This is a genomic window from Vibrio sp. SCSIO 43137, from assembly GCF_028201475.1.
Classification (GTDB): domain Bacteria; phylum Pseudomonadota; class Gammaproteobacteria; order Enterobacterales; family Vibrionaceae; genus Vibrio.
Map to the genome: position 1 here is coordinate 1,414,077 of NZ_CP116383.1, position 12,323 is coordinate 1,426,399.

11 protein-coding genes are annotated in these 12,323 nt (G+C 44.0%); 5 read left to right on the plus strand and 6 right to left on the minus strand.

The window, feature by feature from the left end:
* The first annotated feature begins 128 nt into the window (after positions 1-128).
* Positions 129-1,331 carry an enoyl-ACP reductase FabV gene (gene fabV, locus PK654_RS06660; RefSeq protein WP_271698417.1) on the plus strand — a complete coding sequence of 401 codons (1,203 nt, stop codon included), beginning with the start codon at positions 129-131 and terminating at the stop codon, positions 1,329-1,331.
* Positions 1,332-1,415: 84 nt separating this feature from the next.
* On the opposite strand, the gene PK654_RS06665 is transcribed toward fabV, so the two are convergent.
* A complete protein-coding gene (locus tag PK654_RS06665; RefSeq protein ID WP_271698419.1) occupies positions 1,416-1,676 on the minus strand; it encodes a GrxA family glutaredoxin in 261 nt (86 codons plus the stop codon).
* A 349-nt stretch (positions 1,677-2,025) separates the two neighbouring features.
* Here PK654_RS06665 and PK654_RS06670 point away from each other — a divergent pair, with 349 nt between their 5' ends.
* The gene (locus PK654_RS06670; protein WP_271698420.1) at positions 2,026-3,273 is read left to right on the plus strand and encodes an iron-containing alcohol dehydrogenase; all 1,248 of its coding nucleotides are present in this window, start codon (positions 2,026-2,028) and stop codon (positions 3,271-3,273) included.
* 57 nt (positions 3,274-3,330) lie between these two features.
* Here PK654_RS06670 and PK654_RS06675 read toward each other — a convergent pair whose 3' ends face one another.
* The 5 genes from PK654_RS06675 to PK654_RS06695 form a co-directional block, all read right to left on the minus strand.
* Complete coding sequence (locus PK654_RS06675; RefSeq protein ID WP_271698421.1) at positions 3,331-4,185, minus strand: MurR/RpiR family transcriptional regulator; 855 nt, start codon at positions 4,183-4,185, stop codon at positions 3,331-3,333.
* A 583-nt stretch (positions 4,186-4,768) separates the two neighbouring features.
* Positions 4,769-6,409: a pyridoxal-dependent aspartate 1-decarboxylase PanP gene (panP, locus tag PK654_RS06680; protein ID WP_271698422.1), complete on the minus strand. Its 1,641-nt coding sequence runs from the start codon at positions 6,407-6,409 to the stop codon at positions 4,769-4,771.
* A gap of 133 nt (positions 6,410-6,542) precedes the next feature.
* The gene (locus tag PK654_RS06685; RefSeq protein WP_271698423.1) at positions 6,543-7,055 is read right to left on the minus strand and encodes a hypothetical protein; all 513 of its coding nucleotides are present in this window, start codon (positions 7,053-7,055) and stop codon (positions 6,543-6,545) included.
* A 173-nt stretch (positions 7,056-7,228) separates the two neighbouring features.
* Positions 7,229-8,134: a lysine exporter LysO family protein gene (locus PK654_RS06690; protein ID WP_271698424.1), complete on the minus strand. Its 906-nt coding sequence runs from the start codon at positions 8,132-8,134 to the stop codon at positions 7,229-7,231.
* Between the two features lie 32 nt (positions 8,135-8,166).
* Complete coding sequence (locus PK654_RS06695; protein ID WP_271698425.1) at positions 8,167-9,087, minus strand: HDOD domain-containing protein; 921 nt, start codon at positions 9,085-9,087, stop codon at positions 8,167-8,169.
* Between the two features lie 384 nt (positions 9,088-9,471).
* Between PK654_RS06695 and PK654_RS06700 the strand changes: the two genes are divergently transcribed.
* The 3 genes from PK654_RS06700 (at position 9,472) to PK654_RS06710 (ending at position 12,313) form a co-directional block, all read left to right on the plus strand.
* The gene (locus PK654_RS06700; RefSeq protein WP_271698426.1) at positions 9,472-10,062 is read left to right on the plus strand and encodes a TfoX/Sxy family DNA transformation protein; all 591 of its coding nucleotides are present in this window, start codon (positions 9,472-9,474) and stop codon (positions 10,060-10,062) included.
* 176 nt (positions 10,063-10,238) lie between these two features.
* Positions 10,239-11,267 carry an ABC transporter permease subunit gene (locus PK654_RS06705; protein WP_271698427.1) on the plus strand — a complete coding sequence of 343 codons (1,029 nt, stop codon included), beginning with the start codon at positions 10,239-10,241 and terminating at the stop codon, positions 11,265-11,267.
* A 2-nt stretch (positions 11,268-11,269) separates the two neighbouring features.
* The gene (locus tag PK654_RS06710) at positions 11,270-12,313 is read left to right on the plus strand and encodes an ABC transporter permease (RefSeq protein ID WP_271698428.1); all 1,044 of its coding nucleotides are present in this window, start codon (positions 11,270-11,272) and stop codon (positions 12,311-12,313) included.
* Positions 12,314-12,323 lie beyond the last annotated feature (10 nt).

Here is a 12,323-nt window from a genome sequence, read left to right on the forward strand (position 1 = left end):
ACTTCAAAATAAACGGCTAATTGGCAGAAAAAAGATGCGAATTTGCGGCTAAACTTTTATCCTAGCGGGAATCTAAAAGGTGACGCAGCAAAAACAGTGCGAACCTCACTTATTAAAGGACGTTGAAAATGATCATTAAACCCCGTATCCGTGGATTTATTTGTACAACAACACACCCTGTAGGCTGTGAAGCTAATGTAAAAGAGCAGATTGAATACACAAAAGCTCAGGGCGAAATCAAAAATGCACCTAAGCGGGTGCTGGTTGTAGGTTCATCAAGTGGTTATGGACTATCTTCACGTATCGCAGCTGCATTCGGTGGCGGTGCATCAACAATCGGTGTTTTCTTTGAGAAAGCGGGTACAGAGAGAAAGCCGGGCACAGCCGGTTTCTATAACGCTGCCGCATTCGACAAGCTGGCTCACGAAGAAGGTCTGTACGCTAAGAGCCTGAACGGTGATGCGTTCTCTAACGAAGCGAAGCAAAAAACCATTGATTTGATTAAAGAAGACCTTGGTCAGATCGATATGGTGGTTTACTCACTGGCTTCTCCGGTACGTAAGCTTCCGGAAACGGGTGAAGTGATTCGTTCTGCCCTGAAACCAATTGGTGACACTTATACTTCTACCGCTGTTGATACTAACAAAGACGTTATTATTGAAGCGAGTGTAGAGCCGGCAACAGAGCAGGAAATCAAAGATACGGTTACTGTTATGGGCGGCGAAGACTGGGAGCTGTGGATCAACGCGCTTTCTGAAGCTGGCGTACTGGCTGATGGTTGTAAGACAGTGGCATACAGTTATATCGGTACAGAACTGACATGGCCAATCTACTGGGATGGTGCGCTGGGTCAGGCTAAGATGGATCTGGACAGAGCCGCTGATGCCCTGAACAGCAAGCTTGCTGAAACTGGCGGTAGCGCTAACGTTGCAGTACTGAAATCTGTAGTCACTCAGGCAAGTTCAGCTATTCCTGTAATGCCTCTGTATATTGCAATGGTATTTAAGAAGATGCGTGAAGAGAATGTTCATGAAGGTTGTATGGAACAGATCTACCGCATGTTCAGTCAGCGCCTGTATAAAGAAGACGGTAGCGCAGCAGAAGTTGATGATAAGAATCGTCTGCGTCTGGATGACTGGGAACTGCGTGATGATATCCAGCAGCACTGTCGTGAGCTATGGCCTCAGATCACGACTGAAAACCTGAAGGAACTGACAGATTACGTTGAGTATAAAGAAGAGTTCCTGAAACTGTTCGGCTTTGGTGTTGAAGGCGTGGATTATGAAGCTGACGTTAACCCGGCTGTAGATTTCGATATTATTGATATCTAAATATCCCGAACTCAGGTTAAATAAAAAGCCGCTAACATATTGATGTTAGCAGCTTTTTCAATCTCTATTCTAATTATCTGCTAATTAGTACAGCTCTAAGTTCTCTTTTGCGTACGCTTCAAACTCAGTACAGCCACCTACGTGGTCTTGGTCGATAAAGATCTGAGGTACAGTTTCTACTGGTTTACCTACTGTCTTTTCCAGATCGGCTTTGCTGATGCCTTCCGCATGAATATCTACATAACGGTAGTTGAAGTCATCACGTTTTTCTTTAAGGGTTTCTGCAATATCCTTTGCTCTTACACAGTATGGGCAACCCGGGCGACCAAAAATAACTACAAACATCTGCTTTCTCCTGATTTATCTATATTTTTCTGATGGGCTAACTATGCCTTAAGCGATTTAGAAAATAAAGCTTGAATAACCTCTGGATCTGATAGGTAAAATCGATTGACGGCAAAGTAACCTGTGACCAAGTCCGATACTATCTTAATTTGTTGATTCCTCCTTGGTGTGAACCATTGCAAACTTTTGCTCATGAGTTGAAAAGAATTATGTGGACTTGAACTAAATCAATAAGTTGCATTGAGAACAGGCGCACTCTGATATCAGTATACCCAAGTCGTTTTCCGGTTATGTTCAGTTAGGGGTGTAAAGAGACAACTTGGGTATACTAAATTTATCAGGGATACGTATGTTCCAGTTTATGACATCTTCAAAGATAGTATTTGGCGAAGGTTCGCTGAATGCTTCCCTTTCTATGCTAAATCAGTATGGATACAGTGTACTCTTAGTCACAGGGCAGAATACTCAACGTGCTGAAAAGGTTATCCGTTATATCAACTCGCAAAACATGCGCTACCAGCATGTATCTATTTCCGGTGAACCTTATATCACCATGATTGAAGAGACCGCTGTAATTGGCAGGCGCTTTAAGCCTGATATGGTGGTGGCCGTCGGTGGCGGCAGCGCTATTGATATGGGTAAAGCACTTGCCGCAATTATTCCCAATCAGGGCGATGTCTATGATTATGTGGAAGTTGTCGGCCGTAGTGTGCCCCTGAAAACCAAGCCTCTGCCATTTATAGCAGTTCCCACTACGGCCAGTACCGGCGCAGAGGTGACTAATAAAGCGGTGCTGAGATCTGGTCAGGATAAGGTGAAAGTGAGTTTACGTTCTGCTGATATCTTCCCTGATGTGGCGATCGTCGATCCCGATTTAACCATTGATACCCCGTCAGATATTGTCAGTCGCGGGGCGATGGAGACCTTTACTCATTTGATGGAAGCCTATGTCTGTGGGGCGCCGAACCCATTAACGGATATGGTGTGTGAAGAAGGGTTAAGGCGGCTGGTCAGAGCCACTGAAGGCCTGAAGAAGGGCTATGATCAAGCGGTTCGTTCCGATCTGGCTTTTGCTGCTATGCTTGGCGGAATGGCTATCTCAAATGCCAAACTTGGCGCAGCGCACGGTCTGGCTTCTTCTTTAGGGGGAAAACTGACAGCACCTCATAGCGTGATTACTGCAAGGTTGGCACCTTTTGTTATGCAGGAGAATATTCAGGCTGCTGAAGAGGCTGGTAGGAGTGATATCCTCAGTCGCTATAAGACGATTGCTGAAATAGTCACCGCTCGCCCGGATGCAGAGTATGGAGATTCAGTCGTCTGGACTCAGCAAGTATTAGAGGCACTATCTCTGCCAAATCTGGCGGAATTCGGTATCTGTATGACAAGTTTTGAGAAAGTTGCTCAGGACGGAATGCACTCGGTATCAATCAAAGGTAATCCGATACCCCTGACACAGGAACGACTTGTGCATATTCTTGAGCAGGTTTGTGACTGTCATGAACAAACGGACAGCGAAATGCCGGAACAGCAGAAGGTCAGCGTGAAAGTGAACAGGTTCGGTTATGCTGTAGATGAAAAGCAGACCTCTGAATAAAAAACGGAGCAAATATTGCTCCGTTTTTAAAGTTTTTTACTGCACTAAAACCAATGATCAGAAATTGGTGATTTTATCGTAGCGGGAATCTTTTAGTGCATCTTTAACCCGTTTCAGGTTATCCCTGAAGCCTGAACCACGGCGTAAGGTAAAGCCGGTTGCCAGGACATCAATAACCGTCATCTGTACAACTCTGCTGGCCATCGGCATATAAACATCGGTATCTTCAGGCACATCCAGCGTGATAGAAAGAGAAGCGGCTTTATCCAGCGGCGAATCTTTAGCGGTAATGGCAATAACCGTTGCGCCATTCTCCCTGCCAAGATTTGCTACCTCTACCATGCTCTTAGTTCTGCCGGTATGAGAGATAAGTACAATAACATCGTTATCTGTACAGTTAATGCAACTCATGCGCTGCATAACAATATCTTCAAAACAGGCGATAGGAATATTAAATCGGATAAATTTGTTTTGTGCGTCTTTAGCTACTGCTGAAGATGCACCAAGTCCGAAGAAAGAGATTCGTTTAGCCTGTGTTAACAGATCAACGGCGCGGTTGATTTGCATTGAGTCCAGACTATTTTTCGCCACGTCAAGGCAAGCCATTGTGGACTCGAAAATCTTGTGCGTATAAGCATCAGGTCCGTCATCTTCTTCAACATTGCGGTTCACATAAGGCGTGCCGTTAGCAAGGCTCTGCGCAAGGTGAAGTTTAAAGTCCGGGAAGCCTTTGGTGTCTAAACGACGACAAAATCGGTTAACAGTCGGCTCACTGACATCGGCCATTTTGGCCAGTGTTGCAATACTGGAGTGAATGGCAGTCTGGGGGGAGGCCATTATTACTTCAGCAACCTTTCTTTCGGATTTGCTGAAGTTTTCCAGATTTTTCTGAATTTTTTCTAATGTATTCATAATTACTACTAATAAGTTAGTATCAAAAACGGGTTCATATACTATTGCTCAGACGCCATTTAATTATGGTCTTGTAGAATTAGGCAATAATTGAACTTATACCCAAGGTGACCTCAAGATGCACTTTCAGCGAGAATATATTGGCTTCTGATCAAGGCACTGATTTGAAGCCATAGTCATTCTACGGTGAGAATCAGTAACACAGAGCAGGAGCCAATATAACTCGCCCTCGGGGAGCTCATCAAGGTGTCCATTTCTGTGTCAGGCAACTTTGAAAGGGATTACCATTCCTACAGTTACCTTCCTTGAACTGAACACCTTGATGCAGCTCTGAATCCTGCATTTTGAGATCACTTGAGTATATAACTCTGAATCAGTATAAACCCATCTCTGTTCAGGAAAGAAACAAAAGAGGATCAAAATTGCAATTTAATGGCAATAACATGACAAAGTTCAAACTAAATTTCAGTTTAGAAACTTAAGCCTGAATCATCTTTGAAATTTAACGTTTTCCTAAGGGTTAAATGATGATTAAGTTACAAAATTAAGAAAGAAAGTTTCAGTTTTGCAAACATTACTTTCCCTAATTAGAAATAACTTTCCGGCTGTAACTTTCTATTTCATTTATAAGAGAACCGCTGTTTGTGGCAATTTCCCGCTGCTCTTTAAGAACCGATTGTAATATCTGTTCACTGGTCAACGGATTGGCAAGTACCACCCTGAAAACAATGGTGTCATGTTTATCCCATTGCAGTGGATTAAGGCGTGTTCTTGAAACAAATGATTTACCGGTTTCACGCTGTTTCTTCTGAACATATTTGGTGAGATCATTCAGAAGCTTAAGAAGCTTTCTCTTTTGCGCAGGGTTAGCGGCAGCAAGAGCTTGCTGAGTAATAACCGGAACATATCGATAGGTAAGCAGGCATAACTCAGGCTCAGTAATAAGCTCAAAGTCTTGCTGCTCTTTAATCAGTGAAGAGAAGTACTTGGCTTTGTCGATACTTTGATCGATCAACAGCTCATAGCCGGGACGGCTGATAATATGCATGCTGGAATATACCAGCATGGCCATTCCGGAGCGTGAACCTTCAAGGGTGTGACTGCCCAAATCTTTTGAGCCTTTACGCAGAATATATTCAGCATGATGCTCGACCGCTCTCATATCGTCCGGATTGCGGAACAGCACCATTCCGGCTCCCATAGGGATATACAGCTGTTTGTGGGCATCAATGGTGACAGAGTCTGCCAGTTCGATACCGTCCAGAAGGTGACGATAATTGTTGGACATCAGTGTGGCGCCCCCCCATGCCGCATCGACATGGAAATGGCAGCCTTCGCGCTGGCTGATTTCGGCTATTTTTCTGATCGGGTCTATGCTGCCTGTCTCGGTTGTGCCGGCAACACCGACAATAGCAAAAGGCTTAATGTTTTTTGCCTTAAGCTGGCTGATTTTCTGTTCCAGATCCTCAGTACAGATACGGTTATGGTCATCAGTTTTTATCGCCACCAGTGAACTCTGGCCTATACCCAGAACATTGGCTGCTTTTTTCAGCGAGTAGTGGCCTCGTTCTGATACCAGAATCGCCAGACCTTCGTAGCCATAATGACGCATGGCACTGAACAGCCCTTCGTTCTGTACACCGGTGAAGTCGCCGTCCGCTTTTAGTGCGTTGTTTCGTGCTACCCAAAGTGCAGTGATGTTGGCGATGGTTCCGCCGGAACAGAATGCCCCCAGAGAGTGTTTGGCACTGTGCATCCACTGATTGTAAAAGTCATCTGACTCTCCATAGATCAGCTTATGCAGCATACCGAGCACCTGACGCTCCAGCGGTGTAAACGCTTTAGAGGTTTCAATCTTTACCAGATTCTGATTCAGGGCAATCATAATCTTGGACAGAGGCATCAGAAAGTAGGGCAGTGCTGAGGTCATATGGCCGATAAAGCTCGGCGCAGAGGTATGCACGGAGTGAGAAACAAGAGTGTCCAGCAGATGCTGGGTATGCTCGGAAACAAATGCCGGAGTTTCCGGAATAACAGCGTCAGAAAAGTCTTTCTCGATCTCTCTTAATGGCTTTTCTTCAGCAACAATATGTTCCCTAAGAAATTCGTTCAGGTTCTGAGAAAGGCGTGCTTCTATTTTGGTCAGTGCGGAATCTGCTGCTTCCGGAATGGTGAAGATTCGCAATAGGCTTTCGAAGCTGGCTTCTGCTGTTCTGTTTTCCATAACGACAAATACTTTTGTAACTATCTCTGATTTCGAGGAGCTAAATCTAAACGAAAACGGGACTGATGTCCCGTTTTAATTGCGCAATCTGATTTTCGATAACTCGATGATCGACATTAAGCGTCTGATATGGTTACTGGCACGTAATGCCTTCAGCTGCTGAAATTGACTGGTTATATTTGCTTAGGGCAGTATCAATTTTATTGGGATGGCTAAGTAAATCAGCAAATGCCGATCTTAGCTCGTAGTTTTTCGGGTGAGGCTTAGACTGGCGATCAGCGAAAGACTTAGCAGCAATTGTGCCTAACTCATCGGAACGTTCTGCCAACTGTTTAATGTCTTTTTGTTCAAGTTTTAGCCACGCTTCTACCGGTTTTTCTGTAGCGACTTTGGCCATATCGTTTTGCAGATAATAGTGAACGGCTGTGCGGTTGAGCTCAAAGTGATTCTGTCTTCCGTTATAAAACCAGTCGCCAACCTCTTTAAGGTCAGGGTACTGCTCTGTTGTTAGTGAAAGCAGATCTTTATACCAATTTAGAGATGCGTCGATATAACTATCGTATTTACCGGACAAACATTGAGTGTCAGCAGCAAATGATGTTGAAGTAGCACTGCATAGCAGCAGTGTCAGGGCAAGGCGCTTCATTTTTCTTCCTTTACTATATAATTATGTTTTTATTGTCATATGCACTCTGAAAAAACCTTTTTGTAGCCAGCCTTTCAGGGCATTTGGATCTTATAATTTGCCAGATGGTAACAAGTTATTAACCGGTATGCTGAGAGCCGTGTAACAGACTTATACTTAATCTATTAACTAACTCAGGCGGTTAGAGAAACGAAAAACAGCATAAACACCGGAACCAACAGGCTGAGAATAAAGCCGCTGACTATTGCTATCGGAACACATCTGACACCTCCGGTAGTTTGTATTACCGGAAGGGTGAAGTCCATAGCGGTCGCTCCGGCATAGCCGATAGCACTGCATGGCTTTTTACTGATAAGCATGGGGATCATTACCAGCGCAACCAGTTCGCGTAGCAGCTCTATCATAAAGGACGCCCCGCCGAAAACCGGCCCGAAAGCGTCTCCCATTAAAATACCCGCCAGTGAATACCAGCCGAAACCTGAAGCCATAGCCAGACCTTTGGTCAGTGGTATATCCAGCACTAATGCTGCCAGTATGCCGCCGCACCATGAAGTGATAATAATAGCGACAGCGATTAGCATACCGTGTTTGTTAAGCAGGATCTGTTTTAGGGTCAGGCCACTGTTTCTGAGCTGAATGCCGATAAGAAACAGCAGAATAAACAGGATCCATTCGCTAGCAGTATCTACCCAGCTAAGGTCTAAGGGCAATACAAGGCCGATAAGTAAACCCGCACCTACAACAAAGATCAGTTTCAATGATTCCGCCGCCATAGCGGAAAGGGGGAGATTTTGCCTTAGTTGCTCAGTTTTCAGGGGAAATAGTTTGTCCAGAATAGGAAGGACAGCCAGGTTACAGCCACCGATAAGAATAAAAAAGGTGGCGGTATAAGTCAGAATGGTCTGAATATTGGAACCGAGGTTGTCCAGTGCAGCCAAGCTCAGTCCCATCAGTGATAAAATCACATAGACAAGATAAGAGGTGTATCGGTTTATCTTGTCTAATAGGTTTTTATTTGAAAGCGAAAAAAGATAACCCACAACCAGTGGGGTAAAAATAAAGATCATCCCTGAAAACATGTTAAAGCCTGTATTGAACGGGCTTTACATAGTTAGAGCCCGGTTGCGGTTATGACATCTCCGATGCGTGACTTAAATTCTCTCTCATTGAGATTGCTCAGTTGATAAAGTGCTTCCGCACCTGCAAGGTTAATCTCTACATGGTGCTCATCGATGTTTTCGTCATCGCGTCTGAACATCAGCAGGTGATTAGCCATTCTGGCAATATCTAAGTATGAGATTTCTTTGCGATTGTCATCTATTTCTTGATTCTTGGCAACTTCTATAAAGTCAGTGTCAAACTGCCAATGTTTCAGTACCAGTTCGCTGGTTGCGGGACAACGGGAGTTAAAAATCTGCAGTGCCAGTTTGCTGTCAAGGTAATTGCCCCTGTCCAGGTAAATATGGTATTCGTTCACCAGACAGTACAAACCAATATCCGCAAGAAGACCGACCAGCAGAGCTTTCTCAACTTCCAGATAATCATATTCATCAGCGGAGTGCTCCAGTAACTCGTTGGTCACCAGAACCATAGTGGCGGCAAACTCTTTAGAGCTGGCGGCACTTTTCACCAAAATAGAGCTGCACTCTTTACCAAGGTTTGCGGTATGTTTGAGTTGCTCTATGGCCTGAGCAGTAACAATATCCCTGACTCGCATAATGCCCAGCCGTGATACTGCAGTCTGGATATCAGTACAGGTGATATTACGGCGGTTAAAAATAACGGAATTTGCTACACGAATAACAACGGCGGCAAGACTCGGATCTTCAATAAGACACTCAGTAATTTCCGCAATGCCTGTTTCTTCCTGAATACAGAGCTGCTGAATTTTCAGAACAACATCCGGAATGGGTGGTAGGGTAATTCGCCCGGAAGCAATAGATTGCTCTACAAGTTGGGCAAATTCAGATTCCAGACTCTCGACTAACTCTTGTCGGTTTTCTGAAAGCCAAAAAAATGATAAGTGATTCATATAGTTTGTCCTAGTCTTCAGAACGATATAGTACATCTAGGGTTTTGAAAGTACCAACATAAATTTGTCGTTGTTTTTGGTCTGTTTTCAAACATTTATTTTGTTAAAATTGTAACAAAATACAACGATGTGACTTTTAACTAATTGATATTTAACTGGTTGTTATATAAGCGAACAAAGAAATAATAGCTCAAGTGGAACTTGGCTAGTTTCACCATATTTTTTAATCATTCTCACTCAAGTATTATAGCCATATTGTGTATATGCAATAAAAATCCTAAGCCAGTCTTTAGACACAATCTTAACATTAATACTTTTCACAACAATTCACTGGGTAAAATTAAACGCGTTCTTGGTCTGTTTTACAAAAAAGTGAAGGGTGAAATGACTATGACTAAGATGTTTTATCGCTATATTGAAAAGTTTGGTTGTTTTCAAAAGCGTTCAATGTTTGGTGGGATAGGCTTGTTTGTTGAGAACGCTATGTACGCATTGATTGTTGATGAAAAGTATTTTATTCGTGGTGGGGAGGGGCTTGATGAGTGTTTTATCAGGCTAAATTGCGACAAATACCTCCATAGAAAAAGACAGTCTACTGCTTTGGTGAACTATTATAATGTGACTGCTCTCTTTTATTCCGGTAGCAGGGAGTTGGATCATTTGATAAGGCGTTCCATACAGTGCGCTATTGAACATAAAAAGTACAAGAGCTCCTTTGAAAGCCGGCGACTAAGGGATCTGCCAAACCTAAATCTTACTCTGGAACGAATGCTGAAACGTTCCGGTATTGCCGATGTAGCTACATTTTTCGATTATGGCGCAGAGAAAACCTTTGTGTTGGTTAAAGACAAACACGGGCCGCACATTAACGAGCAACTGCTGTGGAAGTTTGCCGGGGCAATAGACGGTGTGCATTGGATGCTTTTGCCGGAGTCGAGGAAAAAGGGTTTACTGGAAGCTTGTAAATTGAACTAAAAAATAAACTCACCTATGAAAAAGCCTGATTAATCATCAGGCTTTGTGCTTTTTACGCATAAAAGTGGCTGTTTTACTGGCATTTATATAGATAATAAATATATGATTAACTAAGATTAATTTGTTACAAGAATGTTGTAACCGGAGCAACCAAAGGACTTGGAGACTCTTTCTTAGTGCTAGATTATTTTTTACGCAGGATGGCGTTAGTTATACCGACTTTTATCGGCATCACCATTCTTATCTTTGCTATTACCAGATTAGTGCCGGGCGGGCCGGTAGAGAGAATTTTGTCCAGCATGCAGTTTAGTAGTGAAGAAACTGCAGCGGTATCCAATGAAGTCGGTGCAAGCACAGCACTTTCTGATGATCAAATTGCTCAGCTAAATGCTTTTTACGGGCTGGATAAACCGGTTACTCAGGCTTACTGGGAGTGGCTGAAAAAGTTGCTGGTACTGGATTTCGGAGAATCTACCCGCTACTACGAACCCGTTACGGATATGATTGCCGAACGTTTGCCCATCTCGTTGTTCTATGGCGGAATGACCTTTTTTATCGCTTATTTTATTTCCATTCCCCTAGGTTACTTTAAAGCCCTTAAGCACGGTTCCCTGTTCGACTCTGCTTCGTCTGTACTGATTTTTATCGGCTACGCTCTGCCGGGTTATGTGGTGGGGGTTTTGCTGATTACCTGGTTTGCCTACAACCTTGAATGGTTTCCTATGGGAGGCTTTACCAGTGATGAGTTTGAAGATTATGAATCGGTGCTGTTGCAGGTAAAAGACATTATGTGGCATGCGGTACTGCCGCTTATCTGCTACCTGATAGGGGATTTTGCCACCCTGACCATGACCATGAAAAATAATTTGATGGAGAATCTATCAGCTGACTATATTCGTACTGCCATCGCCAAGGGGTTGCCGTTTCGTCAGGCGGTGCGCAAACATGCGTTACGTAATAGCCTTATTCCCATTGCCAGCCATTTTGGCAACTCACTGCTGTTCTTTATGACCGGCTCATTTTTAATTGAGGTAATTTTTGATATCGACGGAATAGGTCTGCTTGGTTATGAATCCATTGTTGAACGTGATTACCCCGTAGTGATGGGCATTGTGGCTATTAATGCCCTTATGCTGCTGATTGGCAATATTGTCTCTGATATCTGTGTTGCGCTGGTTGATCCGCGCGTTAAGTTCGGAGGGTAAAGATGATGACACTTGATCCTTTGACGGCAAAGAAAATAAAACGGTTTAAGTCAATTAAGCGCGGCTATTGGTCTTTTATTTTACTTAGCGTGTTACTGCTGTTTTCCGTGGTTGCTGAGCTGTTTATTAACAGTAAAGCCTTAGTGGTTCGTTATCAGGGCGAATACAGCTTTCCGATTTTTACCGATGTAAGAAGAGGGGACGAGTTTGGTCTTGGCTATGCGGCAGAGGCGAACTACCGTGAGCTTTCAGCAAAGCTTTCAGAGCAAGGCAACGGTGATTTCGTCATTATGCCCCTTGTGCCGTGGAACCCATATGAGCAGGACTTTAGTGGCGATTACCCGCCTGTCGCTCCTGATTTTGCCGCCGAACATTATCTTGGTACCGATGTTATTGGCCGGGACATTCTGGCAAGGCTGGTTTATGGCTTCAGAATTGCCATGGGTTTCGCCCTGATCACCATGTCTATCTCCTACGCAATAGGTACTGTGGTGGGCTGCGCTATGGGGTTCTGGGGCGGAAAGTTCGACCTTATTGTCCAGAGACTGATTGAAATCTGGTCTATGGTTCCGTTCCTGTACGTGATTATGATTCTGGTCTCTATTATCCAGCCAACCTTTATGCTGTTTGTCTTTATAAACGTGCTGTTTGGCTGGATGGGGATGACCTGGTATATGAGAACCATGACTTACAAAGAGTCAGCGCGAGAATATGTGCTGGCAGCAAGAGCAATAGGGGCGTCGACCTCACGAATTCTTTTAAAGCATATATTGCCCAATACCATGGTGATGATTGTGACGTTGGCGCCTTTTACCATTGCCGCCAATATCACCGCCCTGACCGCACTGGATTATCTCGGTTTAGGGCTTATGCCGCCGACGCCAAGCTGGGGTGAGTTATTACAGCAAGGAAAGTCAAACCTTGATTCTCCATGGATAGCAACCTCTGTGGTCACCGCCATTGTCTCTGTTCTGGTAATGGTGACCTTTATCGGAGAGGCGGTCCGGGCAGCGTTCGATCCCAAGAAGTTTACCCGCTATAGCTGAGTACCAGTAT